The organism is Streptomyces sp. NPDC003393, from assembly GCF_053589015.1.
The window spans coordinates 263,444-289,323 of the sequence record NZ_JBSFRB010000004.1 but is presented as its reverse complement, the minus strand read 5'-3'; the positions used below and the strand labels follow the sequence as shown (position 1 = coordinate 289,323).

Genomic DNA, 25,880 nt, shown 5'->3' with positions numbered 1-25,880 from the left:
ACGGCCCCGCTCCCCGGGCGCGGGGCCGGAGTCTCAGTGGCCGGCCGCGTGCGGGGTCGGGCCGCCCGGGGTGGCCTCGGGGTCGGGCCCATTGGCGGCCTCGGTCTCGCTGTAGATGTCCGGTTCCAGATAGATGACGCGGGCGATGGGGACGGCGGCCCGGATGCGTGCCTCGGCCGTGTCGATGGCCGTGGCGATCTCGGTGGCCGTGTCGTCGTGCCGGACGGCGATCTTGGCGGCGACGAGCAGTTCCTCGGGGCCGAGGTGGAGCGTGCGCATGTGGATGACGCGGGTGACGGTGTCGCCGTCGACCGTGGCGGCCTCGATCTGCTGGACCACCTCCGCGCCGGCGGCCTCACCGAGCAGCAGCGACTTGGTCTCCGCCGCCAGGACGAGGGCGATCAGGACGAGCAGGACACCGATGCAGACGGTGCCGATGCCGTCCCAGACGCCGTCGCCGGTGAGCAGGGCGATTCCTACGCCGAGGAGGGCGAGGATGAGACCGATCAGGGCGCCGAAGTCCTCCAGGAGGACGACCGGCAGCTCGGGCGCCTTGGCGCGGCGGACGAACTGCGTCCAGGACAGCCCGCCCCGCAGCGTGTTGGACTCCTTGATGGCCGTGCGGAAGGAGAAGCCCTCGGCGAAGATCGCGAAGACGAGGACGCCAACCGGCCAGTACCAGTGCTCCACCTCGTGCGGGTGGCTGATCTTCTCGTAGCCCTCGTAGATGGCGAACATGCCGCCGACGGAGAAGAGCACGATGGAGACGAGGAAGGCGTAGATGTAGCGCTCGCGTCCGTAGCCGAACGGGTGCTCCGAAGTCGCCGCCCGCTGCGCCTTCTTGCCGCCGACCAGCAGCAGGAACTGGTTGCCCGAGTCGGCGAGCGAGTGCACGCCCTCGGCGAGCATCGACGACGAGCCGCTGAAGGCGAAGGCCACGAACTTCGATGCCGCGATCGCGAGATTGGCGCCGAGTGCCGCCATGATCGCCCTGGTGCCGCCTGACGCGCTCATGTGTTCGCGTTGTCCCTTCGCCCTCGTACTGGCTTGTCGCCCTCGTGCGGGCTTTGCCTGGCCTTTGCCGGTGGGTCATTGTTGCAGCCCGGTCCGGCCGCGGTACGTCAGGTCACCGGAAGCGGGGCCGCGTGCGGGCTCATACGACGACCGTGGCCCGGAAGACGGTTCCGGCCCCCGACACCTCGGCCTGCTCCCCCGCCGGGACGAACACGGACTGCCCGGCGGTGAGCCGGTGCTCGCCGGCGTGTACGGAGCCGGCGGTGCAGAGCAGGATCTGCGGGGTGCCCAGGGTGAGGTCGTGGGCGGTGGCCCCCTCGGGCAGGACGTAACGGGACAGGCGGAACTCGTCGATGGGGGTTTCGTAGACCTCCTCGCCGTCCGGGGCGGCCTCGGGGCGCAGCACGCCGGGGTCGGACGCCTCGAAGCGGACGACGCGCAGGAGTTCGGGGACGTCGACGTGCTTGGGGGTCAGGCCGCAGCGCAGGACGTTGTCGGAGTTGGCCATGATCTCCACGCCCAGGCCGCTGAGGTAGGCGTGCGGTATGCCGGCGCCGAGGAAGAGGGCCTCGCCGGGCTGGAGGCGGACGTGGTTGAGGAGCATCGCGGCCAGCACTCCCGGGTCGCCGGGGTAGTGGTGGGCGATGCCGGCGTAGGGGGCGTGGTCGCCGCCGAGGCGGGCGCAGGCGGCCGCGGCCTCGGCAACAATGTGGGCCGTCTCCTCGCGGTCGGCGGTGAGGATCGCGGTGAGGACCTCGCGCAGGGCGGCCTCTTCGGGGTGGGCGTGCAGCAGGTCGACGTACGGCTTGAGGGAGTCCACGTCGAGGGCGGCGAGCAGGTCGCCGGCCTCGGCCGGGGTGCGGAAGCCGCACAGGCCGTCGAACTCGGTGAGGGCGCAGATCAGTTCGGGCTTGTGGTTGGCGTCCTTGTAGTTGCGGTGCGGGGCGTCGACGGGGATCCCGCGGCGCTCCTCGTCGGCGTAGCCCTCCTGGGCCTGCCGGAGGTCGGGGTGGACCTGGAGGGAGAGGGGGGCGCCGGCGGCGAGGATCTTGAGCAGGAAGGGCAGGTGCGGGCCGAACTTCGCGACGGCCTCGGCCCCCAGTTCGCGTTGCGGGTCGGACGCGATGACCTCGACCAGGGTGCCGCGTGCGGTGCGCGAGGGCGCGCCCGGGTGGGCGCCCATCCACATCTCCGCCTGCGGCTCGCCGCTCGGTTCGACGCCGAGCAGGTGCGGGATGGCGGTGGTGGAGCCCCAGGCGTAGGGGCGGATGGTGTTGTCGAGGCGGTCCATGCGTTTCTCTCTGCGGTGGTTTTCGGGGCGCCCGTCCGCGGGGCCCCGGGCCCGGGTCAGGCCCTGGAGGCGAGCGACAGGTAGACGGCGGCGAAATCCGTGACGGCGATCAGTTCCGCGAGGGTCTCGATCTCGCCGCCGGGCTCCGACTCCAACTCGCTGATCGGCGTCTCGTGGCTGAGGGCCAGGTCCCGGGCGGCGGGAGCGGCGGTGAGCTCGCTGAGCGGGCGGTCCCGGAGCAGGACCACGCGCGCGTGCAGCGCGGCCGGTTCCTCGACGCGGTCGCGGAAGAAGTCGCCGGGGTCGGCGCTGGCGGCCAGCGGGCCGGCGAGCAGCGCGTTGTGCGCGGCGAGGGCCTCGGGCAGTTCGGCGACGAGGGCGGGGATGCCGGACAGCTCGGCGAGCCCGGCGGCGAACCTGCGGCCCGCGGGACCGGCGGCGAGGCCTTCGGTCCAGATCAGCGGCAGCGCGTCGGTGAGTTCGGCGGCGAGGGTCTTGGCCGGGTTGCTGTAGGCGGCGATGGCGGGCCCGCAGCGCTCGGCGATGTGGTCGAGCCGGTCGGCGGCGGCGTTCAGGGCGTCGGGAGCGGCGGTGACGAGGCCGACCCGGTCCAGCAGCGCGAGGAGTGGGGTGACCAGCGCCCAGAAGACTCCGGGGGCGGATCCGGCGAGAGGTTCGCCGTGGTCGTAGGGGGCCGTCGCCATGGGGACGAACAGGCCGTGGGCGCCCTCGACGGCCTCGGCCAGGGGGGTGTCGGCCGGGGCGACGGCGACGACCGTGCAGCCCCGGCGGTAGGCCTGGTCGGCGAGCAGGGCCAGGCTGGGTTCGGTGCCGTCCGGGGTGGCGATCAGCAGCAGGTCGACGGAGCCGGTCCAGCCGGGCAGTTCCCAGCGCAGCGCGCCGGAGGCGGAGGCGACGCCGGTGGGGGCCAGCCGGGTGACGGGGCTGCCACCGCCGGCCAGGGTGCCGAGCAGGTCGGCGGCGTGGGTGGCGGCGGCGCCGGGGCCGGCGATCAGTACGGCGCGGGGGCGGCCGTCGGGTTTGAGTTCGCCCACTCCGGCCTCAGCGGCGTGCCGGGCGGCGGTGCGGATCCGGGCGCCGGCCTCGGCGGCACCGCGGAGCAGTCCGCGGCGGTCGGCCCGGGCGAGTGCCTCCGGGTCGTCGAGCAGCGATTCGTCGAGCATGGGCGGCAGCCTCCGATCGGGCTCCGAGCGCCGGAGCGCCGGGACGTCGGGTCGTCGGACGTCACGGCGTCGGCGCGCCGGGTCGTCGGGATGGTGGGACGTCAGGACGGGGGGACACCGGGCCGCCCGGCCGACGCGGAGTCGGTCACGTCGCCGGTCACGCGGGGCGGCTCGTCGGGTCGCCCGTCACTCGGGGCGGCGTGCCTCGTCGACGAGGAGGACGGGGATGCCGTCGCGGACGGGGTAGGCCAGGCCGCAGCCCTGACCGGTGCAGATCAGCTCCGCGTCCTGCTCCTTGAGGGGGGCGTGGCAGGCCGGGCAGGCGAGGATCTCCAGGAGGCCGGCTTCGAGCGGCATGGGTGTTCCCTCCGGGGCGTAGGGGGGCGTGTGCGGTTGTACGGACGTGCCTGGTCAGACTACCGCCGGCGGGGCGCGGTGACGGAGTCGGCCGGGGCCGTACGGCGGCGGACGGCCCCGGCGGTCCCTGTCAGCCGCGGATGATCCTCAGGGCCTCGTCGCGGACCTCGGCCATCGTGGCCGCGTCCTTCGCCTCGGCGTTCAGGCGCAGCAGCGGTTCGGTGTTGGAGGGGCGGACGTTGAACCACCAGTCGGCGGCGGTGACGGTCAGGCCGTCGAGTTCGTCCAGGGCGACGTCCTCGCGGTCGGCGTAGGCGGCCTTGAGCGCGGTGAGGCGGGCCGCCTGGTCGGCGACCGTGGAGTTGATCTCGCCGGAGCCGGTGTAGCGGTCGTACTGGGCCACCAGCGCCGACAGGGGGCCGTCCTGGCCGCCCAGGGCCGCCAGGACGTGCAGGGCGGCCAGCATGCCCGTGTCGGCGTTCCAGAAGTCCTTGAAGTAGTAGTGCGCCGAGTGCTCGCCGCCGAAGATCGCGCCCGTCCGCGCCATCTCGGCCTTGATGAAGGAGTGGCCCACCCGGGTGCGGACCGGGGTGCCGCCGTTCTCCTCGACCACCTCCGGGACCGACCAGGAGGTGATCAGGTTGTGGATGATCACGCCCTGTCCGCCGTGCCGGGCCAGCTCGCGGGCGGCGACCAGCGCGGTGATCGCGGACGGGGAGACCGGCTCGCCGTGCTCGTCGACCACGAAGCAGCGGTCGGCGTCGCCGTCGAAGGCCAGGCCGAGGTCGGCGCCCTCCTGACGGACCCGCTTCTGGAGGTCGACGAGGTTCGCCGGGTCCAGCGGGTTCGCCTCGTGGTTGGGGAAGGTGCCGTCGAGTTCGAAGTACATCGGGACGAGGTCGACGGGCGAACCGGTCAGGACCGTGGGGACGGTGTGGCCGCCCATGCCGTTGCCCGCGTCGACGACGACCTTCAGGGGGCGGATGGCGGAGACGTCGACGAGGGAGCGCAGATGGGCCGCGTAGTCGTCCAGGGTGTCGCGCCGGGTGATCGTGCCCACCCGCACGGCCGGTTCGGGGGCGCCCGACTCGCTCCACCGTTCGACCAGTTCGCGGATCTCGGTCAGGCCCGAATCCTGGCCGACGGGCGCCGCGCCCGCGCGGCACATCTTGATGCCGTTGTACCGCGCCGGGTTGTGCGAGGCGGTGAACATGGCGCCCGGCAGGCCGAGCGCGCCCGAGGCGTAGTAGAGCTGGTCCGTCGAGCACAGGCCGATCTCGGTGACGTCGACGCCGAGCCGGGCGGCGCCGCGCGCGAAGGCACCGGCCAGGCCGGGCGAGGAGGGCCTCATGTCGTGCCCGGTCACGATGGCGTCGGCGCCGGTCACCCGGGCGAAGGCCGCGCCGAGGAGTTCGGCCAGCGACTCGTCCCACTGGTCCGGGACCACACCGCGCACGTCGTACGCCTTCACGATCTGCGACAGATCAGCAGCCACGGCCAACCCTTCTGGAGTTCCATCGGTCACCACAAACTACCCGTCCCGATCGGCGGGGCCGACGGGTGCGTGACTGTGTACTCGTACTGGTGGACGTGCGCGGACGTACCGCCGGGGAGACTCGGATGGACCGATGGGACAACTCGGAAGGGCCGGCGAGGCGTTGGGCCGTGTCCTCGGCCTGCCCGGCGCCTGCGGCCCGGCTGGTGGGCGCGCCTCGGCGCACGCGGTGGTGAACGGTTTTGTCAGTTGTCCGGTGACCGGAGCACCCTCAGGTGACCGCGGCGCGCGACCTCCATCGGGTCGGCACCGCGCGCTCCGCCGCCACCGGCCTGGGCCGCCCGCTCCTGGGGGCGGGCCGCCTCACGCACCGCGTTGGCAAGCGCTTCCAGGTCGTCGCCGCTGGGGCGGGCGGGCGCCGAACCGTCGAGCAGTCGTACGACCTCCCAGCCGCGCGGGGCGGTGAGGCGCTCGGAGTGCTCGGCGCACAGGTCGTAGCAGTGGGGTTCGGCGTAGGTGGCGAGCGGACCGAGGACCGCGGTCGAGTCGGCGTAGACGTACGTCAGCGTCGCTACGGCGGGACGGCCGCAAGCGGTGCGCGAACAGCGACGTACAGGGCTCACGACGTTGGACGGTACCGCACTCTTGAGCGGGCCGCGACGACTCTCCACCAGGTCACCCCACCGTGTCGTGCTTCAAGCCCCTTCGGGAACACCCCTCTGACCTGCACAGACGGCCGAGAAGGCGATCTCCGGCCCATCCTGCCCCGGTCACGACTGGGTACAAACACCGTCAATCGTCTCGAGATCGACGGTCTCGGAGAGTTACGGAAACGAGCCAGGCTTGGCCGGAATCGATACCAAGTGAGCAGTCGTCGTGACCGATATGACCGGTCGTCGTGACGTGTGTGACCGGTCGTCGTGGCCTGTGTGACCGGTCGTCCTGACCGGCCGCCGTGATCCGCGACCGCGCGGACGGCCGGTGTCCGGCACGTGTCCGGCATGCCGCGCCGGGCACGGGCGTGATCAGTCGGCGGGGACTACGCTTCAGCAGTGATGGACAACCGTGTACCGCCCCGCTCCGCCGCCCCGGGGCCTCGACGACGTGATCGCCACGGCCGGGGCATGCGCGGCCCGATCGCACCGCCCCAGGTGCCGCTCGCCGCGAGCCGTGCCGAGGCGTTCGCGGATCTGGTGCAGGACTCCGTGGAGCGTCTGGAGCGACGCTGGCCGCAGCTGGCCGACATCGACTTCGTGGTGCTGGAGGTACCGCGGCTGGACGGGCCCGGGCAGCCCTGGATCGACGAGCCGGTGCCGCTGGGCGGCACGATGCCCGCACGGGACGGCCACCAGGCGCGGGTGGTCGTCTACCGGCGGCCGGTGGAGATCCGCAGCAAGGGGCGTGACGAGCGGGCCGCCCTGGTGCACGAGATCGTCGTCGAGCAGGTGGCCGAGCTGCTCGGGCTGACACCGGAGACGGTGGATCCCCGGTACGGAGAGGACTGAGGCGGGGCCGGACCTGGCTGGATCAGATCCCGCCCGCAGAGGCTTTCGCCCAGGGTCCCCGTCCCTCTGGCCGGGTTCAGGACTTTTGCAGCACCGACACGTCCTCGTCCGCATGCGGCACCGACACCGTCCCCCGGTCGTCGGGCAGGGTCTGGACCGTGAACCCGGGGACGCCGTTCTCCGTGGCGGTCAGGGTGCGCGCCCCGTACACCGGGCCGCCGGACAGACGCTCCACCGTCAGGGCGTAGGTGCCCTTCAGCCCGGACGGGGCGGGCGGGGTGATGTCCTGGGTCGTGCCCGCCTTGATCGTGTACGTCTTCGTCACCGCCGTACCGCCCTCGCTGCCCGCCGATGCCGTGACCTTGACCTGCGCGGCGGCGGTGGGGGCGGTCAGGGAGAGCGTCGAGCCCTTCCCGCTGTTGTCGGCGGACGTGGCGCGCGCGGCGACGGGAGCGGTCGCGGGGATGAACGCCGTCTCCTGCTTGCCGCCCTTGCCGCGGGTCACCCGCAGCGCGGCGACCACCGGCACGGACGGGGAGGTCTGGGTCAGCACCAGCGAGCCGGCCTCCCCGCGGGTGAGGTCGCCCAGGTCGACGCCGGTCGTCATCCCGCCCTTGAGGTGCACGGTGTCGTGGCCCGCGGGCGTGATCAGCCCGGACGCCGAGGCCAGTCGCACCTTGAGGTCGGTGTCGGCGTCGGCCGGGGTGAAGGCGACCAGCCGCACGGAGGTGGCGTCCTTGGGGATGCCGGGCAGGACGAGGCTGTCCGCCGGGTCCGCGGCGGCCGCCAGCCAGTCACCGCCGATCTTGTCGTCCAGAGCCTGCACCGCCGCGCCGACCCGGCCGCTGCGCACGCTCACGTGCACCGTGAGGTCCTCCTGCGGCGCGTCGGCGAGCGTGGACAGCAGAACGGGCTCGCTGGAGTGCGGTGCGACGGTGATGCCCTCCCCCACCGTCGACTTCACGGCGCCGTCCTTGCCGTAGAGCCCGATGTCGACGACGGCGGCGGAGTCGTCCGGGTTGGTCAGGTGCACGTAGTCGGAACGGCCGGCCGCGGTGCTGGCGCCGGGAAACCAGAACTCGGTGTCCGGGGCGGTGCAGTCCACGCCCAGCAGGCCCCGGCCGGTGCCGGCGGCGACCTCGGTGGTCTGCTGCATCGTCCAGCCGGGCGCGAACCTGCCCTCGGCGGTGCCGATCAGCGCGGGCGCGTCCCCGCCCGAGGTGTCGCCAGTGACCGGCTTGCCGGGCTCCTTCGGCTGCAGGACCGGCTTGGGGGCCTTCTTCTTGCCGTCCTTCTCGCCCTTGTCGTCGCCGGTCGTGGCCGACTCTTCGGCGGCGGACTGGAGTCGGGCCTCGCCGTCGCCGTCCGCGCCCGTGGTCACGGGGGTGAAGGACGTGTACGAGGTGTCGGCGATGTCCGAACTGCTCGGGGCCGGGCACACCAGGGTGGTGCGCTCGACGGGCAGCCGCGCGGCCGCCTTGGCGTTGCCGGCGCCCGTCGCGTCCGGGGTGTCCAGCGCGGCGAATCCGGTGACAGCGGCGAGCGCGGCCACACCGGCGATCAGGGACAGGGTCGTGCGGTTCACTGCTGGCTCCCGTCGGGCCGCTCACTGCCGATGCCGTGCGCGTGGTCCTGCGCGTGGTGCTGTGCCGGGTCGTACGGCTCCCTGTAGCCCTGGTCGTACGGGTCCTCGTAACCCTGGTAGGCCGTGGGGTCGTAGGGGCCCGCCGGCGTCCCACCGCCGTAGGCGTACGGGTCGTACTGTCCGCCCTGGTACGAGCCGGCCTGGCCGCCCTGGTAGGGGTCCTCGTAGGCGCCTGCCGGGTACTGCCGGTCCTGGGCGGGGGCGTTCTGGTACTGCTCGCCGCCGTAGGCGCCGTACTCGGTCGCCGTTCCGGCACCGGGGGCCCCGGCGTAAGCGGTGGTGTCCCAGTCGTCGTAGGACTGCTGGCGCGGTACGGCGGGAGCCTCCGCCGGAGGAGGAGGCAGGGTGTCCGCGTCCTGCGGCTGGGGTTCGCGGGCGGCCTCCTCGGCCTCCGCCTGGGCGCGCAGCCGGCGGGCCCGGCGCCCCTCGCCGCTGATCGCCTCCGCGGGAACGGGCTGCTCCTCGGGCAGGTCGTCGTCGACGTCGCGGCGCCGACCGGGCAGGGCGAGGACGACGAGGACGACGGCGAGCAGGCCCTGGGCCCACAGCCAGGCGGTGTGGCCGATCGGGTCGTCGAAGGTGACGTCGAGCTTGCCGCCGGACGCGGGGAGCTGGAAGCCCTGGGCCCAGCCGTCGAGGGTGGTGCGGGTGAGCGGCTTGCCGTCCAGGGTGGCCGTCCAGCCCGGGTCGGCGACGTCGGCCAGGCGCAGGACGCGGCCCGCGGCGCCGGCCGGGATCGTGGTGTGGATCTCGACGGGTCCGGCGGCGACGGGCCGCGCCGCGCCGGCTGCGGAGGCCGCCCCCGAGTCCTCGCCCGAGTCCCGGCCGGAATCCGAGCCGGAGGCGGGCACGACGACGGCGCGCGAGACCTCCCGGTCCACCCGCCACAGGGCGCTGCCGTCCTGCTGGCTGAGCCGGCTCAGGCCGGGGGTGGAGTCCAGGACGCGGCTGATCTCGCGGGGCGCGCCCTTGTGGACGAGGACGTAGCGCACGGCGAAGCCGCCGAGCTGGTTCGCCTGGTCCGCGCCGGAACCGGCGACCAGATTGGCGACGACCTTGTCGAGCCTGCTGTTTCCGCCGTCCGCCGCGACCAGTTCGGCGTCGCCCATCCGGACCCCGAAGCCGCGCACGAGCATGTAGCCGACGTGGGCGGCGGAGTCACTGTCGATGACCAGGGTGCGGGCCTGGTCGCGGGTGCTGCTCTCCTCGGCGACGAACGCGGGCACCTGCGCCACGTCGCGCCGCTCCAGCGGGCCGTCGGCGCCGCGGATCATCCAGCCGGCGACGACGAGCAGCGGACCCGCCGCCGAGGCGAAGGCGACGAGCGCGGCGACCGGCTGGCGCCAGCCGAAGCTCTGCTCGGCCACGCGCGCGCGTGCCCCGTCGGCACCGAGCACGGCGGCGGCCAGCAGGGCGATGCCCTCGACGAGGGTGGCCGGGCCGGCCCAGGCGGAGTCGTTGGACAGGACCGCGAAGACGAGCGCCACCAGGGCGACCGCCCAGCTGGTCCAGATGGCGAACTGCCGCTCCGAACGCAGCAGCGCGGCCAGCGCGGCCAGGACGATGCCGATCAGCATCAGCCCGTGCACCGTGCCCGGGCCGCCCGGGGAGGCGCCCAGCAGGTCGAGGGCGGAGGCGGCGGAGGAGCCGTACTCCAGTCCGGCCTCCTTGAAGAAGCCGAACGGCAGCAGCGACAGCGACCAGGGCGCGAGGGCGAGCAGCGGGGTGCCCAACTGGGCCAGGAAGCGGAGCGCGTGGGCGACGATGTCGCCGCGGCGCACGGCCAGGACACCGACGCCGAGGACGAGGGCGAGCGGCCAGACGATGGGCGTGAACGCGGTGGCGAGGGTCAGCAGCAGCGCGTACGCCCAGGTGGCGCGCCAGCTGCCGCGGGCGCCGGAGGCCCGTGCCAGGCCGCTCGCGGCGATGCCCGCGCGGGCGATGAGCGGCAGCAGCACGGCCAGTACGGCGGTGCCGATCCGGCCGCCGGCCAGCGCGCCGGTGGTGGCGGGCAGGAAGGCGTAGACGACGGAGGCCCAGGCACGCAGCAGTCGCGAGGGAACGAGCGGGCGAGAGGCGAAGTAGGCGGTGAACCCGGCCAGCGGTACCGAGCCGATGAGCAGGACGGTGACGGCCAGTCCGCTCGAGCCGAGCAGCACCGAGGCGAGCATCGCCACCAGCGCCAGGTACGGCGGGGCGGACGGGGTGCCGCCGGTGCCGACCGGGTGCCAGGAGTCCAGGTAGCGCGACCACAGCTCGGAGGAGTCGGCCGGGGCGGGCAGCAGGGCACCGCCCGCGAGCGCGCCCGGGCCGAACAGGTTCCGGCAGGCGGCGAGGGTGACGAGCAGCAGCACCAGGAAGAGGACCGGGCCCGGTCTGCGGGCGATCCGCTTGAGCCGGGCGAACTGTTCGATCTCCAGGAAGTCCGCGTCGTCGCCGCCGGGCCCGGACTCGATCGCGCCGCCGTGTCGGCCGGCCGAGGAGACCTCGGGGTCGGAGCGGCCGACCAGGTTGCTCGCGACCTGTTCGACGGTGGCCCGGATCGTCGCTCCGGGCGGCGGGAACAGGGCCCTCAGCTCGCCCTTGTCGATCTGCGGCCTGCCGCGCCGGCGCCGGCCGGCGATGATCCGCTCGGGCCTCAGCAGTGTGCCCATCAGGCCGCGGATCTCGTCGACGGCCTGTCCGGGGACCTTGCCGACGAGGTAGGCGAGGGTGCGCAGCAGGGTGCCGAGGACGAGGCGCAGCAGCACCCAGGGCAGCGCGGCGGTACGGGTGTTGACGAGGAGGGTGTAGACGGCACCGGCCTTGTCGACCTTGTGCGGGGAGGCGGTGGTGCGGCCGACGCAGTCGACGGTGCGGCGCTCGCGGGAGGCGGCCTCGGCGTGCCGTACGACGGCCTCGGGGGCGACGAGGACGCGGTGACCGGTGGCGTGGGCGCGCCAGCACAGGTCGACGTCGTCGCGCATCAGGGGCAGTCGGCGGTCGAACCCGCCGAGCTGTTCGAAGATGTCACGCCGGATCAGCATTCCGGCGCTGGAGACCGACAGCACGGTCCGGACGTGGTCGTGCTGGCCCTGGTCCTGTTCACGGCGGTCCAGCCCGGTCCAACGGCGGCCGGAGTTGGCGATGCTGACGCCCACTTCGAGAAGCTGTCGCCGGTCGTACCAGCCGCGCAGCTTCGGGCCGACCACGGCCACGTCCTCGCGGCCGAGTTCGTACTCGTTGTCGACGACCCGCAACAGCTCGGCCAGGGCGTCGGGCTCGGGGGCGCAGTCGTCGTGCAGCAGCCAGAGCCACTGCACCGGTTCGCCGTGGGGGAGTTCGGGCAGGTCGTAGGCGTCGTCGCGCCAGGAGCGCGTGACGGGGTCCCAGCCGCTGGGGCGCCTGAGGTACGGCAGTTCGTCCGGGGTGAGGACCGGGGCGATGCGCGTGGCCTCGTCGACGGCCTGTCCGAAGCCGGTGCGGCGGGCCAGGTGCAGCACGCGGTCGGCGCCGAGGGCGTCGGTGAGCACCTGGGCGGACGCGTCCGCGCTGCCGGTGTCGGCGGCCACGGCGTACTGCACGGGGCGTTCCTGGCCGAGCAGGCCCGCGAGCGCGTCGGGCAGCCAGCGGCCGCCGTCGTGGGAGACGAGGACGGCGGTGACGACGTGCCGCGGGAACTCCGGCGGCCGGCTGGGGTCGGACTGCGGGGCGAACTGCGTCGCGCCCGCGGAGTCCGACGGCGCTGCGGCGGCGACGCCGTAGTGGGCTGCCGTATGGCTGTGCACGGACATCGAGATACACGGCCCCGGTTCGGTGGACTGCGGTGGACGCCTGTGCCCCTGGGAGCGGCTCGGCGTCTCGGACGAGCGACCACACTACTGGCTGGCCATGACGGCGGCCCGCCGCCTGTGGATAACCCACCGGCGACGGGCCGTTCGTGATGGTTGTGCGGGGAATGTACGCGTACGTCCAGTGGTCGGACGGTGACCGGGCGCCGGAGGGACGGCGGCCGACGTGCCGTCAGACGGCGGCCTTCTTCAGCCGGCGCCGCTCACGCTCGGAGAGGCCGCCCCAGATGCCGAAGCGCTCGTCGTTGGCGAGGGCGTACTCGAGGCACTCGGAGCGGACCTCGCAGGCGAGGCAGACCTTCTTGGCCTCGCGGGTGGAGCCGCCCTTCTCGGGGAAGAAGGACTCGGGGTCGGTCTGGGCGCACAGCGCGCGCTCCTGCCAGCCGAGTTCCTCGTCCGCGTCGTCGACCAGCAGTTGCTGCACCAGCTCGGTCATGTGCGCCCCTCGTCTGTCTTTCGCGTCCCCGTGATGTAGCCGTTACCGATCCCGGCTGAACGACACGAGTGAAATTACAAGTGTGCTGCTCCGGGCGAGTCAAGCCGAGATCTGCTATTGGGCCCCTTATTCACTCTGCGGAACCAAGGCCATGCGGAAAGTGTTCAAATCGGCATAAACCTTGACACACAGCCGAGGTCCTGACGGTCCGTCGCCCCGCGCGGAGCCCTCACCGAGCCCTCATGAGGAAGGACGCCCGGACCTTCGATCTCGTTCCGACACGCACGCCTCCGCGACCCTGATCACAGTCGGATCACGGGATCGCAACGGGGTTTGCGCGCCCGGCATGTGCGCCATGTGTCCCGCGCTCCGGCCGAGCAAACCTTTCACTTACCAGATGAACCGGATGAGGTGAAACATGTCCCACATTCCGGGCGTCGAGTTGACACGCATGGTGTGAACCGGTGTGCTTGTGGGCATGCTCGCGAACTCGGCACCCACCTCGACCCGCACCGCCGGGTCCCACGGTGCTGCCCGCGCTCGCTGTAGCTGTCGCTGTTCCGGCTGTTGAGCCCCCGCGCGCACGCGCGCTCCAGCCGCCGTCCGGGCCCCTTCCGACACCGCTGTGCGGCCCGGCGTCCGTTCCCTCCGACCGGCCCCACCGAGGAACCACGACACCCTCATGAACAGCGACAGCGACCTCCAGATCGCCGGCGACATCCTCGAAGTCCCGCACCTGCTCCAGACCCCGCGCGAGCACCCGGCCACCGTGGCCGAGTTCGCCGGCCTGGCCCGTTCCGTCGCGGCCGACCGCGCCCAGTGGGAGCACCTCGTCCGGTACGACGCCACCACTCGCTGGTACCACCGGCTCAGCACCGGTCCCGGCTACGAGGTGTGGCTGCTGTCCTGGGTGCCCGGCCAGGGCAGCGGGCCGCACGACCACGGCCGCTCCTCCGGCGTGCTCACCGTCCTGGACGGCACCCTGACCGAGCACACCCGGCGGGGCACGCGCGCGCTGGACGCGGGCGCGCAGCGCGTGTTCGCCCCGGGATACGTGCACGAGGTCGTCAACGACGCGCTGCGGCCGGCGGTCAGCCTGCACGTCTACTTCCCGGGACTGACCGAGATGCCGATGCACTCCACCGCGTCCTGCTCGGGGGCCGGGGCCGCGCAGCCGGTGGTGGGCGTCGTCGGAGCGTAGGACTCCGGCGTGCGGGGCGCCCGGCGCACAGGAGTCCGGCCGGAGGGCGGGGCGCGGCGTCGCCGTGCCGGCACCGCGTAGTCACAACGGACACCAGTTGTCGTCCCGGCACCGCGATGTCGTACCCGCCTGACAGACTTGGCCCCATGCGCATTGTGGTTCTGGCAGGCGGCATCGGTGGTGCCCGGTTCCTGCGCGGTCTGAAGCGGGCCGTGCCGGACGCGGACGTCACGGTCATCGGCAACACCGGCGACGACATCCACCTCTTCGGGCTGAAGGTCTGCCCGGACCTGGACACGGTGATGTACACGCTGGGCGGCGGCATCAACGAGGAGCAGGGGTGGGGGCGGGCGGACGAGACCTTCCACCTCAAGGAGGAGCTGGCGGCGTACGGCGTCGGGCCCGAGTGGTTCGGCCTGGGCGACCGGGACTTCGCCACGCACATCGTGCGGACGCAGATGCTGGGCGCGGGCTATCCGCTCAGCGCGGTCACCGAGGCGCTGTGCGACCGCTGGCAGCCGGGCGTGCGGCTGATCCCGATGAGCGACGACCGCGTGGAGACGCATGTCGCCGTCGAGATCGACGGCGAACGGAAGGCGGTCCACTTCCAGGAGTACTGGGTGCGGCTGCGCGCGTCCGTGCCCGCCGAGGCCGTCGTGCCGGTGGGCGCGGAACACGCCAAGCCCGCGCCCGGCGTGCTGGAGGCGATCGCCGAGGCGGACGTGATCCTCTTCCCGCCGTCCAACCCGGTCGTCTCCGTCGGCACCATCCTGGCCGTGCCCGGCATCAGGGAGGCGATCGCCGACGCCGGGGTGCCGGTGGTGGGCCTGTCCCCCATCGTCGGGGACGCTCCCGTGCGCGGGATGGCCGACAAGGTGCTCGCCGCGGTGGGCGTGGAGTCCACCGCCGCGGCGGTGGCCGAGCACTACGGCTCGGGGCTGCTCGACGGCTGGCTCGTCGACACGGTGGACGCGGCCTCGGTGGAACGGGTGGAGGCGGCCGGGATCCGGTGCCGGGCGGTGCCGCTGATGATGGCCGACGTCGACGCCGCCGCGCAGATGGCGCGGGAGGCACTGACGCTGGCGGAGGAGGTGCGGGCGGCTTGAGCGAACAGGCGCCCGGGTACCGGGTCTGGACGATCACCGGGATCCCCGAGGTCCAGGAGGGCGACGACCTCGGCAAGCTGATCGCGGCCGCCGAGCCGGGACTGGCCGACGGCGACGTGCTGCTGGTCACCTCCAAGATCGTGTCGAAGGCGGAGGGCCGCGTCGTCGCGGCGGCCGACCGGGAGGCCGCGATAGACGCGGAGACCGTACGGGTCGTGGCCCGGCGCGGACCGCTGCGGATCGTGGAGAACCGGCAGGGCCTGGTCATGGCGGCGGCCGGCGTCGACGCCTCCAACACCCCTTCCGGAACGGTGCTGTTGCTGCCCGAGGACCCCGACGCGTCCGCGCGCGCGATCCGGGAGGGGCTGCGCGACGCGCTCGGCGTCGACGTCGGCGTCGTCGTCACCGACACCTTCGGGCGGCCGTGGCGCGCGGGACTCACGGACGTCGCGATCGGCGCGGCGGGGGTGCGCGTGCTGGACGATCTGCGCGGCGCCACGGACACGCACGGCAATCCGCTCAGCGCGACGGTCGTGGCCACCGCGGACGAGCTGGCGTCCGCCGGTGACCTGGTGAAGGGCAAGGCGGCCGGACTGCCCGTCGCCGTGGTGCGCGGCCTGGCCCATGTGGTGTCCGGGGAGCACGGCGAGGGAGCGAGGGCCATGGTGCGCGACGCGCGCGACGACATGTTCCGGCTCGGCACCTCCGAGGCGGTGCGGCAGGCGGTGACCCAACGGCGTACGGTGCGGGCGTTCACGGACGAACCCGTCGACCCCGGGGCGGTACGGCGGGCGGTGGCCGCCGCCGTGACCGCGCCGGCGCCGCACCACACGACGCCGTGGCGGTTCGTGCTGCTGGAGTCCGCCGAGTCGCGGACCCGGCTGCTGGACGCCATGCGGGACGCGTGGATCGCCGACCTGAGACGGGACGGCAAGACGGAGGAGTCGATCGCCAAGCGGGTACGCCGGGGCGACGTGCTGCGGAACGCGCCGTACCTGGTGGTCCCCTGCCTCGTCATGGACGGCTCGCACACCTACGGCGACGCGCGGCGGGACGGGGCCGAGCGCGAGATGTTCGTGGTCGCCGCGGGCGCGGGCGTGCAGAACTTCCTGGTGGCGCTGGCCGGGGAGCGGCTGGGCTCCGCGTGGGTGTCGTCGACGATGTTCTGCCGCGACGTGGTGCGCGAGGCGCTCGGCCTTCCGGAGACCTGGGATCCGATGGGCGCGGTGGCGGTCGGGCATCCGGCGGAGCCGCCGCGACCGCGGCCGGAACGGGAGGCGGGGGCGTTCATCGAGGTGCGATGAACCCTCCTTCCTCCGTCCGGCTTCCGCCGGCTTCCGGGCACGACCGCTCGGTCCCGTCGGTCTCGTACGTTTCGCAGCACCACTCCGGCGACCTCTGGGGACTCATTCGTGGCAGGACGTTTCGCTCCGCGGCCCACGCGTACGACCGTGCGCGGCGGGCATGTCGCCGTGCCGCCGGGCGGTGCGGCGCCCGCCGGTGGTGTGCCCCGGCAGGCCGCCGCGCCGGGACGGGTGCGCACCTGGGTGCCGGACGGACCGCTGGACCTCGGGCTGGTGCTCGGGCCGCTGCGGCGCGGGCCGGGCGATCCGACCTTCCGTGCGACGCCCGACGGGTCCGTGTGGCGGGCCAGCCGTACGCCGCTGGGGCCCGGGACGCTACGGGTCTTCGCGCGCGGCGGGGAGGTGTGCGGCCAGGCGTGGGGGCCGGGGGCCGAGTGGCTGCTGGAGCGGCTGCCCGAGCTGCTCGGTGCCGCCGACGACCCGTCCTTGTTCGAGCCGAGACACCGGCTGCTCGCGCTGACCCGGCACCGGCGGCCGGGGCTGCGGCTGACCCGGACCGGGCTGGTGCTGGAGTCGCTGATCCCGTCGGTCCTGGAGCAGAAGGTCACGACGGTGGAGGCGTACGCGGCGTGGCGGACGCTGGTGCGCAGGTACGGGGAGCCGGCGCCCGGCCCGGCACCGGCACGGATGTACGTCATGCCGGCGCCGCGCACCTGGGCGCTGATTCCCTCGTGGGACTGGCACCGGGCCGGGGTCGACGACAAGCGGGCGTCCACGGTGCTGCGGGCGGTGCGGGTCGCGGCGCGGCTGGAGGAGGCGGTGCGGATGCCTCCGGCGGCGGCACGGGAACGGCTGGAGCTGGTGTCCGGGATCGGGCCGTGGACGTCGGCGGAGACCGTGCAGCGCAGTCATGGCGCGGCGGACGCGGTGACGGTGGGGGATCTGCATCTGCCGGGGATCGTGGGGTTCGCGCTGGCGGGGGACCGGTATGCGGACGACGCGGAGATGCTGCGGTTGCTGGAGCCGTATGCGGAGCAGGGGCAGCGGCACCGGGCGGCCCGCTTGATTCTGCTGAGTGGGCGGGTGCCGCCTCGGCGCGGGCCGCGGATGCCGGTCGGTGACATCGGGCGCTTGTGAGTCACGGCGGTGTGACGCGGGGCGGGGCGCCCCGCGTGCGGAGGCACCACGGCCCGCAGCCGGACACCGGTGGGTCTACTGGTCCGAGGAGAATCTCACCGCGCCCGCCGGGATTCGCGCGTCGCACCAGATGCGTACGCCGTCGCGGAGTTCGTTGTCGGGGCCGACGATCGCGCCGTCGCCGATGACCGTGCCGGTGAGGACGGAGCGGGTGCCGATGCGGGCGCGGGTGCCGATGAGGGAGTCGGTGATGACGGCGCCGGGTTCGATGACGGCGCCGGGCAGGATCGTGCTGCCGGACACCCGCGCGCCCTCGGCCACCAGTGCGCCCTCGCCGACCACCGTGCCGGCCGTCAGCTTGGCGTCGGGGGCGACGACGGCCGTGGGCAGGACCAGGCGGTCGCCGCAGCGGCCGGGGACGGCCGGGGAGGGGGCGCGGCCCAGGACCAGGTCGGCTGAGCCGCGGACGAACGCGGCCGGGGTGCCGAGGTCGAGCCAGTAGGTGGAGTCCACCGTGCCCTGGAGGTGGGCGCCGGCGGACAGCAGGTCCGGGAAGGTCTCACGCTCCACCGACACCGGGCGGCCCCGCGGGATCGTGTCGATGACCGAGCGGCGGAAGACGTACACCCCCGCGTTGATCTGGTCGGTGACGATCTCCTCCGGGGTCTGCGGCTTCTCCAGGAAGGCCAGCACGCGCCCCGTCTCGTCGGTCGGGACCAGGCCGTAGGCGCGTGGGTCCGTCACCCTCGTCAGGTGCAGCGAGACGTCCGCGCCGGTCTCCTCGTGGGTGCGCACCAGCGCCGGGATGTCCAGGCCGGTCAGGATGTCGCCGTTGAAGATCAGAACCGGCTCCTCTGGGCCGGAGCGCAGCCGTGAGGCGACGTTGCGGATGGCTCCGCCCGTGCCCAGGGGCTCCTCCTCCGTGACGTACTCCAGGTGGAGCCCGAGGGAGGAGCCGTCACCGAAGTACGGTTCGAAGACCTCGGCCAGATAGGACGTGGCGAGCACGATGTGCTCGACGCCCGCCGCTCTCGCGCGCGCCAGCTGGTGGGTCAGGAACGGCACCCCCGCCGCCCGCACCATGGGCTTCGGGGTGTGCACCGTGAGCGGACGCAGCCGGGTGCCCTTGCCGCCGACCAGAAGGATCGCTTCTGTCACCTGTCGTCTCTGCTTCCTGCCGGGACCGGCCGATCTGTCGTTCGGCCGGCCAGTGTATGCAGGCCGTTCCCGGCCGCCTTCGAGGGACGTGCGGTGTGGTCCGGCCTCAGCGGTTCCGGTAGCGCGCCGCGGTTCCGCGGATGCTGCCGAGCTTTCCGTACAGCTTTGCTTCGGGGCAGTCGGTGGCGAACCGTCCCGGTGGCCGGAGACCGCGTTCAGGCGTACGTTCTTTCCTTTTTGGTAGAGGTTGCCACCGGCGGACTTCAGATATGTCTTTCCGCGCGGATTCATCCCGCAGAGACCGAGCTTCCACGCGACGAGCCGGGCGACGGCCCTGACGGCGGCCGAGGAGGGATCGGACCTGCTGTAGGTGCCGATGACGGCGATGCCCACGCTGTTGCTGTTGAAGCCCATGGTGTGGGCGCCCAGTACCGGTTTCGCCACGCCGCCGGCCCGGCGCTCGTAGAGGGTGCCGCACGTGTCGACGAGGGAGTTGTGGCCGATGTCGCGCCGGCCCATGCTCAGGACGTGGTAGTGGCAGATACCGCGGATGACCGAGGGGGCCTGGGAGCAGGTGTAGTTGTTGCCCGTGGCGGTGTGGTGCACGAATACCGCCTTGTCCTTCTTCGTGTGGACGAACCCGCCGGAGCGCAGGGACTCGTCCGCGCCCCAGCCGCGGCGGGTGACGATCTTCGGGCGGGGTGCGATGGAGGGGCGGGCGCGCTGTCGTTCCGTCAGTTCCGTCGCCGCGCAGGGCGAACAGTTCGCGTTCGGTGTCCTCGCGGTCGCGGCCGCAGCGGCGGGCAGGGCAGGCGTCAGAGCGAGGGCCGCCGCACCGGTGACACCGGTCGAGGACGCGAGAAATCCATGTCGTCGGCGCCTGCCCCCGATCTCGGACATGGTCATCCATATATGCCCATCAGCGAACTGCCGGTGCGTCGGATGACGTTCCGCCGAACCGGGGTCCGCCCGCGGGCCGCACGGACGTCGCACCGCGCCGCGCGGGTGCGGCGCGGCGTACGCTAGCGCGGGTGAACGCCACCGAACGCACCCCTGCCGACCTGCTCGGTTCCGCGCTCGCCGCGGATCCCGGACGCCCTCTGGTGACCTTCTACGACGACGCCACGGGGGAACGTGTCGAATTGTCCGTGGCCACCTTCGCCAATTGGGTGGCCAAGACCGCGAACCTCCTCCAGGGGGACCTCGCCGCCGGGCCCGGCGACCGGGTCACCCTGCTGCTGCCAGCGCACTGGCAGACGGCGGTGTGGCTGCTGGCGTGCGCGTCGGTGGGTGCGGTCGCGGACGTCGGCGGGGATCCGGCGGCGGCCGATGTCGTGGTCAGCGGGCCGGACACGCTCGACGCCGCACGGGCCTGCACCGGCGAGCGGGTCGCGCTGGCGCTGCGGCCGCTGGGCGGGCGGTTCCCGCAGCCGCTGGCGGGGTTCGTCGACTACGCCGTCGAGGTTCCGGGGCAGGGTGACCGGTTCGCGCCGTTCGCGCCCGTGGATCCGGAAGGCCCCGGCCTGATCGTGGCCGGCGCGGAGTACACGGCGGCGGAGGTCGTCGAGCGGGCCCGTGCGGACGCCCCGGATCTGGATCTGACGGGCCCGGGTTCCCGGCTGCTGTCGGGACTGCCGTACGACACCTGGGAGGGGCTGAGCGCGGGCCTGTACGCCCCGCTCGCCGCCGGCGGATCGGTCGTGCTCTGCCGCCACCTGGACCGGCTGGACGAGGAGTCCCTGGCCAAGCGCATCGAGACGGAAAGGGTCACGGCGACGGCACGGTGACGGCCCCCCGCCAGGCCTCCGCACAGCCCCGCTGACGACGGCCGGAGGCACCGCCGCGGCCAGTCCCGGCAGTCGGCGCGCGCAGGCACGGCCGGGACGACGGCGACGGCGGACTCCCAAGGGGCACAGGCCCCCACCGCGCGGTACCGAACCGGCTCCCCCGTTCGGCCCATCAGTATCCCTCGCCCGGGCTCTTCCGGGGCCATGGTCGTAGGAGCGGACGGGAGAAGAGGGGTGGTTCCAGACGTGAGCCGTGGGGCAGGCGGGAGCCGCCGCGCCGAGGGCCGTGCAGGTGAACCGAGCGGCCCGGTTGTCGGACCGGGCCTGGGAGGATCGGCCACCGGGGCCGGGCTCGCGCGCCGGCGGCGCATGCTCTGGCTGCGGTGGACCGCGCTCGGCGCGGCCGTCCTGGCCACCGCGGCCGCCGGGATCGGGTGGACGGTCTACGTCAAGCTCAGCGACAACATCACCCCCGACGAGGCGGCCGCAGCCGAGTTGCGGCGCTACGAGAAGGAGCGGCCCACCGCGCTGGTCGAGGGCGCGCAGAACATCCTGCTGATCGGGTCGGACACGCGTGCGGGCGACGGCAACACCCGGTACGGCCGGGACTCGGGGACCGAGCGGTCCGACACCATGATCCTGCTGCACCTGGCCGCGAACCGGCGCAGCGCCACCGCCGTGTCCCTGCCCCGCGACCTGATGGTGGACGTGCCCGACTGCCGCCGCCCGGACGGCAGCCGCACCGAGCCGATGTTCGCGATGCTCAACTACGCCTACCAGACGGGCGGACCGGCCTGCACCATCCGTACCGTCGAGAAACTGACGGACATCCGGGTCGACCACCATGCCGTCGTCGACTTCAGCGGCTTCAAGGCGATGGTCGACGCGGTCGACGGCGTCGAGATGTGCCTGAAGAAGCCCGTGAACGACAAGGACGCCGGACTGCGACTGCCGGCGGGCCGGGTGACGCTCGACGGGGAGCAGGCGCTCGGCTACGTCCGCGCCCGAAAGTCCCTGGGCGACGGCAGCGACACCGACCGCATGGAGCGCCAGCAGCGGTTCCTCGGCGCCCTCGTCAGCAAGGTGCGCGGCGACGACGTCCTGCTGAACCCGGCGAAGCTGTATCCGGTTCTGAACGCGGCCACCTCCTCACTGACCACCGACCCGGCGCTGGCGAACCTGCGCGGCCTCTACCAACTCGTGCGCGGGCTGCGCGAGATTCCCACGGAACAGGTCCGGTTTCTCACGGTTCCGAGGGAGTCGTACGTCTACGACGCCGATCGCGACCAGCTCGTGGAACCGGAGGCCGAAAAACTGTTCGCCCGCCTGCGGGCGGACCAGCCGGTGACGGTGGCCAAGGAGGTTTCACAGCATTCCGGCATGAACGGCGCCAATTCGACCGCACCGTATTCCGGCTCCCCGGCCGGTCCGCCGGCTTCTCCGGCCGGCCGGCCGGATTCCGCGACCCGGGCGCCCGATTCCCCTGCCGACAGCGGTTCGGCTGCGCAGTCACACGACTACGTTCAGTACGTTTCGGAAAACGCACCGAAGCGCCGGGCGCACCATGCCGCTTTCGCGAACCCACCGTCACCCACCCCGTCGTTCCCCGGCAACACCGCTGCGGAGGACATCTGCGGGTAAAGCCCCGACCAAAGGCGAACTTTTGTTCCCGGAAATGGGCGGATTGCCCAGTTGTAGGGACGTGGAATTTGTCACCGCCGTCGCTGAATCCGCAAGCGGCCGGATAGTGTGAGCGGTCCGGTGCTACCGGCCGCGAGGTCTCCCTGGGGTCGTGCACTGTGTGAACGAGACCCTGAGCGCCTTTGAGGGGAGAGGCGCCGCGTGGCCCCGACGGAGGATTCGGACAATCGTGGACGCGCAAGGCCGTGGGCGGGCGGACAACATCGATCCCGCAGACCAGTGGGTGCTCAATCCGAACACCGGCGAATACGAACTGCGACTGACTCCTTCCGCTCCGCAGTCGTCAGTCCCCAGCCCGCGCAGACCGTCGTCGCACGGTGCCGGCGGCAACGCGACGGGCGGGCGGGCGGGCGCGCCGGGAGAGCGGTCCGCGCCCGGACGGCAGCAGTCCCGCGAGGCGGCTCCCGGCCGCACCGTGCCCGGACCGCGCCGTCGTCGTGGGGCGCCGCCGCCGGAGGAGCCGCTGCCCGGTCGGCGCGGGCGCCGGCCGGAGAAGAAGAAGTCGAAGACCAAGAAGGTCCTGGCGTGGACCGGCGGCACCATGGCGTTCGTCCTGCTCGGTGTCGGCACGGCCGGCTATCTGCTCCTCAAGCACCTCGAGGGCAACATCTCCACCACCGACGTGGGCACCGCGGCCAAGAACGGCTTCAGCAAGGACGAGGCCTTCAACATCCTGGTCATCGGCACCGACAAGCGGACCGGCAAGGGCAACGGCGGCTACGGCGACAAGGGCAGCGTGGGCCACGCGGACACGAACATCCTGCTGCACGTCTCCAAGGACCGTACGAACGCGACCGCGTTGAGCATCCCCCGCGACCTGATCGTGGACGTCCCGGACTGCCGGACCAAACAGTCCGACGGCACCTGGAAGGTCATCCAGGGCACGCAGGACGTCCGCTTCAACACGAGCCTCGGCCAGTACGGCCGCGACGCGGGCTGCACCATGCGCACGGTCAAGGAGGTCACCGGCATCGCGCCCGACCACTTCATGATGGCCGACTTCAACGCGGTGAAGACCCTGACGTCCGCCGTGGGCGGCGTCGACGTGTGCCTCAAGCACGCCGTCGACGACAAGGACTCGCATCTGAAACTGCCCGCCGGCACGCACAAGGTCGAGGGCGAACAGGCGCTGGCGTTCGTCCGCACCCGGCACAGCTTCGGCAATCAGGGCGACCTGGACCGGATCAAGGTGCAGCAGCAGTTCCTCGGCTCGCTGATGCGCAAGATGTCCTCCAGCGACACCCTCACCAACCCGGCCAAGCTCTACGACCTGGCCGACGCCGCCACCAAGGCACTCACCGTCGACAAGGGCATCGACAAGGTCAGCACGCTCAAGGACATGGCCCTGGAGCTGAAGAAGGTGCCGCCGAAGAACATCACCTTCCTGACGGTGCCGGTCCTCGACAACCCGGCGGACGGCAAGATCCACAAGACGGTCATCGTCAATCCGAACACGGCACCCCAGGTCTTCGAGACCATCAGCAACGACGTCTCCTTCACCGAGGTGAAGAAGAAGCAGAAGCAGGCGAAGGACGCCGAGGCCGGCCGGCTCAAGGGCCCCCAGGCGGAAGCCTCCGACGTACGCGTGCGGATCCTGAACGGAGGCGCCCCCGCCGGTTCCGCCTCGCGGACGCTGACCTGGATGCAGAACCAGGAGGGCGTCACCAAGTCGGAGAACGCGGGCAACGCGCCCGAGACCATCGGCAAGACCACGCTCGAGTACGCGCCCGACCAGGCCGACCAGGCCCGTAAGCTGGCCGCGCTGATGGGGCTGTCCGGTTCCGCGCTGAAGCCGGGCAAGAGCGTGACCAACTCCCAGGGGCTGCCGGCGATGACGCTGACCCTGGGCAAGGACTTCAAGGGCGCAGGAGTGCCCCTCACCGCTCCGACGAAGGCGCCGGACGTGGACGGGAAGTCCACGGCGGACAAGGTTCAGTGCGCGAGTTGAGCGCGCTGGGGCCACCCTTCGGGCCTGTCGAGCGTCTAACTGGGCGCATGACAGGCCTGTTCGGTGAAGTCAGGGTGGGGAGGATGGGGAGTTGACCCAGAGCGGTCTGCGCGGGGAGGGGCCTGCGGTCCAGGATGCGGCGCCCCTCGCGTCACGAGGCAAGAACGCATCCGGCGGCCGCGGCCGTCACGGCGGCAGAGGACAGGGTGGACGCGGCAGACGCGGCACCGCGGGCAGACGTCCCAAGCGGCGCCTGCTGCGCTGGTCGGCGACGGTGCTCGCGGTGGTGATACTCGGCACGGCCGGCGCCGGATACCTCTACTACCAACATCTCAACCACAACATCCGCAAGGGCGAGCGCAACAGCGGCGACTCCAAGGCGCGGAAGGCGAAGCCGAACGCGGCCGGCCAGACGCCCGTGAACATCCTGCTGATCGGCTCCGACGACCGTAATTCCGACGCCAACGTGGCGCTCGGCGGCAGCAGGGAGAACCGGGGCAACCCGCCGCTGGGCGACGTGCAGATGCTCATCCACCTGGCCGCGGACCGCAAGAGCGCGGCCGTGGTGAGCATTCCGCGCGACACCCGCGTCGACATCCCCAAGTGCACGGACCCGAAGACCGGCCACGTCTACCCGCCGACCAACGCCATCATCAACGAGTCGCTGGCCCGCGGCGGCGCCGGCTGCACCCTCGCCACCTGGCAGAACCTCACCGGTGTCTACATCGACCACTGGATGACCATCGACTTCGAGGGCGTGGTGAAGATGGCGGACGCCATCGGCGGCGTCGAGGTCTGCACCCGGCAGAACGTGTGGGACCGCCCGCTGCCGCGCGTGCCGGGCGGCTCGGGGCTGAAACTGAAGGCCGGGACGACCAAGGTCAAGGGCAAGCAGGCGCTGCAGTGGCTGCGCACCCGGCACGCCTGGGGCAGCGACCCGCTGCGGGCCAGGGCCCAGCACATGTACCTGAATTCGATGATCCGCACGCTGAAGAGCCAGAGCGTCTTCACCGACACCGGCCGCCTGATGGACCTGGCCGAGGCGGCCACGAATGCGCTTCAGGTCTCCAAGGAGATCGGCACCGTCAAGAAGCTGTACGACCTGGCGATGCAGCTCAAGACGGTTCCGACCGACCGCATCACCATGACGACGATGCCGTACGTCGAGGACCCGCAGAACAAGGACCATCTCGTACCGGACGGCGTCAACGCCGAGAAGATCTGGAAGATGCTCCGCGACGACGTGTCCTTCGACGCCAACGGCAAGGAGTCCGACGGCAAGAAGGACGGGGCCGGCGGCAAGCAGGGCACGGACCAGGGGCAGGCCTCCGCGGACCCCGCGCACTCCGACGACCAGATCGGCGTCGCGGTGCAGAACGGCACCCGTACGGCCACTCTCGCCCCGGTCTCCCACCGGGCGACCGACATCAGCCAGGAGCTCGTACGCAAGGGCTTCACCAGGGCCGCGGCGGACGCGTCGGTGACGCCGTCCGCGGACGAGACGGTCGTCCGCTACCCGAGCGCCGAGCTGAAGGGCGACGCGGAACGGGTCGCGGCGGCGCTGAACATCCCGATGTCCTCGGTGGAGAAGTCGACGGACGTCACCGGGGTGACCCTCGTGGTGGGCTCGGACTGGCGCACGGGCAGCAGCTACCCGAAGCAGGAAATGCCGAAGGCCGGGGACATCCCGAAGAACTCCGACGCCCTCAACGCGTCGGAGGACGTCGGTGTCGACGGCCAGTGCATGGACGTGTACGCGCCCTACCGCTGGTAGTCGCACG

19 protein-coding genes and 1 pseudogene are annotated in these 25,880 nt (G+C 72.6%); 9 read left to right on the top strand and 11 right to left on the bottom strand.

The window, feature by feature from the left end; translation table 11 throughout:
- Window positions 1-33: 33 nt before the first annotated feature.
- The 6 genes from ACWDUZ_RS06685 to ACWDUZ_RS06660 all read right to left on the bottom strand — a co-directional run bounded on the left by ACWDUZ_RS06685 (window position 34) and on the right by ACWDUZ_RS06660 (window position 6,012).
- The gene (locus ACWDUZ_RS06685; protein WP_451630690.1) at window positions 34-1,014 is read right to left on the bottom strand and encodes a cation diffusion facilitator family transporter; all 981 of its coding nucleotides are present in this window, start codon (window positions 1,012-1,014) and stop codon (window positions 34-36) included.
- 139 nt (window positions 1,015-1,153) lie between these two features.
- Window positions 1,154-2,305 (bottom strand): mannose-6-phosphate isomerase, class I, encoded by a 1,152-nt coding sequence (manA, locus tag ACWDUZ_RS06680; RefSeq protein WP_451630689.1) that lies wholly within the window; start codon window positions 2,303-2,305, stop codon window positions 1,154-1,156.
- A gap of 56 nt (window positions 2,306-2,361) precedes the next feature.
- On the bottom strand, window positions 2,362-3,489 hold the full coding sequence (locus ACWDUZ_RS06675; RefSeq protein ID WP_451630688.1) for an SIS domain-containing protein: 1,128 nt from the start codon (window positions 3,487-3,489) through the stop codon (window positions 2,362-2,364).
- A 186-nt stretch (window positions 3,490-3,675) separates the two neighbouring features.
- Window positions 3,676-3,846, bottom strand: a complete 171-nt coding sequence (locus ACWDUZ_RS06670) for a Trm112 family protein (RefSeq protein WP_358867960.1) — start codon at window positions 3,844-3,846, stop codon at window positions 3,676-3,678.
- Window positions 3,847-3,976: 130 nt separating this feature from the next.
- Window positions 3,977-5,341: a phosphomannomutase/phosphoglucomutase gene (locus tag ACWDUZ_RS06665; protein ID WP_451630687.1), complete on the bottom strand. Its 1,365-nt coding sequence runs from the start codon at window positions 5,339-5,341 to the stop codon at window positions 3,977-3,979.
- A 245-nt stretch (window positions 5,342-5,586) separates the two neighbouring features.
- On the bottom strand, window positions 5,587-6,012 hold the full coding sequence (locus ACWDUZ_RS06660; protein ID WP_030182488.1) for a DUF3499 domain-containing protein: 426 nt from the start codon (window positions 6,010-6,012) through the stop codon (window positions 5,587-5,589).
- 384 nt (window positions 6,013-6,396) lie between these two features.
- Between ACWDUZ_RS06660 and ACWDUZ_RS06655 the strand changes: the two genes are divergently transcribed.
- A complete protein-coding gene (locus tag ACWDUZ_RS06655; RefSeq protein WP_451630710.1) occupies window positions 6,397-6,846 on the top strand; it encodes a metallopeptidase family protein in 450 nt (149 codons plus the stop codon).
- 76 nt (window positions 6,847-6,922) lie between these two features.
- Here the strand turns inward: ACWDUZ_RS06655 and ACWDUZ_RS06650 are convergent, their stop codons facing one another.
- The 3 genes from ACWDUZ_RS06650 to ACWDUZ_RS06640 form a co-directional block, all read right to left on the bottom strand.
- Complete coding sequence (locus ACWDUZ_RS06650; protein ID WP_451630686.1) at window positions 6,923-8,431, bottom strand: DUF5719 family protein; 1,509 nt, start codon at window positions 8,429-8,431, stop codon at window positions 6,923-6,925.
- Window positions 8,428-12,264, bottom strand: coding sequence for a glycosyltransferase (locus ACWDUZ_RS06645; protein ID WP_451630685.1), 3,837 nt, complete (start codon window positions 12,262-12,264; stop codon window positions 8,428-8,430). The genes ACWDUZ_RS06650 and ACWDUZ_RS06645 overlap by 4 nt, the downstream gene beginning before the upstream one ends.
- Window positions 12,265-12,493: 229 nt before the next feature.
- Window positions 12,494-12,757, bottom strand: coding sequence for a WhiB family transcriptional regulator (locus ACWDUZ_RS06640; protein ID WP_003975777.1), 264 nt, complete (start codon window positions 12,755-12,757; stop codon window positions 12,494-12,496).
- A gap of 682 nt (window positions 12,758-13,439) precedes the next feature.
- Between ACWDUZ_RS06640 and ACWDUZ_RS06635 the strand changes: the two genes are divergently transcribed.
- The 4 genes from ACWDUZ_RS06635 (at window position 13,440) to ACWDUZ_RS06620 (ending at window position 17,505) form a co-directional block, all read left to right on the top strand.
- Window positions 13,440-13,958: a cysteine dioxygenase gene (locus ACWDUZ_RS06635; RefSeq protein ID WP_451630684.1), complete on the top strand. Its 519-nt coding sequence runs from the start codon at window positions 13,440-13,442 to the stop codon at window positions 13,956-13,958.
- A gap of 146 nt (window positions 13,959-14,104) precedes the next feature.
- Window positions 14,105-15,064: a 2-phospho-L-lactate transferase gene (gene cofD / locus ACWDUZ_RS06630; RefSeq protein WP_451630683.1), complete on the top strand. Its 960-nt coding sequence runs from the start codon at window positions 14,105-14,107 to the stop codon at window positions 15,062-15,064.
- Window positions 15,061-16,368, top strand: coding sequence for a coenzyme F420-0:L-glutamate ligase (locus ACWDUZ_RS06625; protein ID WP_451630682.1), 1,308 nt, complete (start codon window positions 15,061-15,063; stop codon window positions 16,366-16,368). Before cofD ends, ACWDUZ_RS06625 begins: the two co-directional genes overlap by 4 nt.
- Window positions 16,369-16,476: 108 nt before the next feature.
- On the top strand, window positions 16,477-17,505 hold the full coding sequence (locus tag ACWDUZ_RS06620; protein ID WP_451630681.1) for a DNA-3-methyladenine glycosylase family protein: 1,029 nt from the start codon (window positions 16,477-16,479) through the stop codon (window positions 17,503-17,505).
- Window positions 17,506-17,580: 75 nt separating this feature from the next.
- On the opposite strand, the gene ACWDUZ_RS06615 is transcribed toward ACWDUZ_RS06620, so the two are convergent.
- Together ACWDUZ_RS06615 and ACWDUZ_RS06610 are read right to left on the bottom strand one after the other, a co-directional pair.
- Window positions 17,581-18,663, bottom strand: coding sequence for a sugar phosphate nucleotidyltransferase (locus ACWDUZ_RS06615; RefSeq protein ID WP_451630709.1), 1,083 nt, complete (start codon window positions 18,661-18,663; stop codon window positions 17,581-17,583).
- Window positions 18,664-18,918: 255 nt separating this feature from the next.
- A pseudogene (locus ACWDUZ_RS06610) lies at window positions 18,919-19,563 on the bottom strand (peptidoglycan recognition protein family protein); the annotation flags it as partial.
- Between the two features lie 131 nt (window positions 19,564-19,694).
- Between ACWDUZ_RS06610 and ACWDUZ_RS06605 the strand changes: the two are divergent.
- From ACWDUZ_RS06605 to ACWDUZ_RS06590, 4 genes are all read left to right on the top strand, one after another.
- Window positions 19,695-20,450: a TIGR03089 family protein gene (locus ACWDUZ_RS06605; protein ID WP_451630680.1), complete on the top strand. Its 756-nt coding sequence runs from the start codon at window positions 19,695-19,697 to the stop codon at window positions 20,448-20,450.
- Between the two features lie 369 nt (window positions 20,451-20,819).
- Window positions 20,820-22,091: an LCP family protein gene (locus ACWDUZ_RS06600; protein WP_451630679.1), complete on the top strand. Its 1,272-nt coding sequence runs from the start codon at window positions 20,820-20,822 to the stop codon at window positions 22,089-22,091.
- A gap of 229 nt (window positions 22,092-22,320) precedes the next feature.
- A complete protein-coding gene (locus ACWDUZ_RS06595; protein ID WP_451630678.1) occupies window positions 22,321-24,099 on the top strand; it encodes an LCP family protein in 1,779 nt (592 codons plus the stop codon).
- Window positions 24,100-24,190: 91 nt separating this feature from the next.
- Window positions 24,191-25,873 carry an LCP family protein gene (locus ACWDUZ_RS06590; protein ID WP_451630677.1) on the top strand — a complete coding sequence of 561 codons (1,683 nt, stop codon included), beginning with the start codon at window positions 24,191-24,193 and terminating at the stop codon, window positions 25,871-25,873.
- Window positions 25,874-25,880 lie beyond the last annotated feature (7 nt).

Coding starts and splice junctions, on each gene's coding strand:
- ACWDUZ_RS06685 (WP_451630690.1), bottom strand. CDS start 1,014: ATGAGCGCGTCAGGCGGCACCAGGGCGATCATGGCGGCACTCGGCGCC.
- manA (WP_451630689.1), bottom strand. CDS start 2,305: ATGGACCGCCTCGACAACACCATCCGCCCCTACGCCTGGGGCTCCACC.
- ACWDUZ_RS06675 (WP_451630688.1), bottom strand. CDS start 3,489: ATGCTCGACGAATCGCTGCTCGACGACCCGGAGGCACTCGCCCGGGCC.
- ACWDUZ_RS06670 (WP_358867960.1), bottom strand. CDS start 3,846: ATGCCGCTCGAAGCCGGCCTCCTGGAGATCCTCGCCTGCCCGGCCTGC.
- ACWDUZ_RS06655 (WP_451630710.1), top strand. CDS start 6,397: ATGGACAACCGTGTACCGCCCCGCTCCGCCGCCCCGGGGCCTCGACGA.
- ACWDUZ_RS06645 (WP_451630685.1), bottom strand. CDS start 12,264: ATGTCCGTGCACAGCCATACGGCAGCCCACTACGGCGTCGCCGCCGCA.
- ACWDUZ_RS06640 (WP_003975777.1), bottom strand. CDS start 12,757: ATGACCGAGCTGGTGCAGCAACTGCTGGTCGACGACGCGGACGAGGAA.
- ACWDUZ_RS06635 (WP_451630684.1), top strand. CDS start 13,440: ATGAACAGCGACAGCGACCTCCAGATCGCCGGCGACATCCTCGAAGTC.
- cofD (WP_451630683.1), top strand. CDS start 14,105: ATGCGCATTGTGGTTCTGGCAGGCGGCATCGGTGGTGCCCGGTTCCTG.
- ACWDUZ_RS06600 (WP_451630679.1), top strand. CDS start 20,820: ATGCTCTGGCTGCGGTGGACCGCGCTCGGCGCGGCCGTCCTGGCCACC.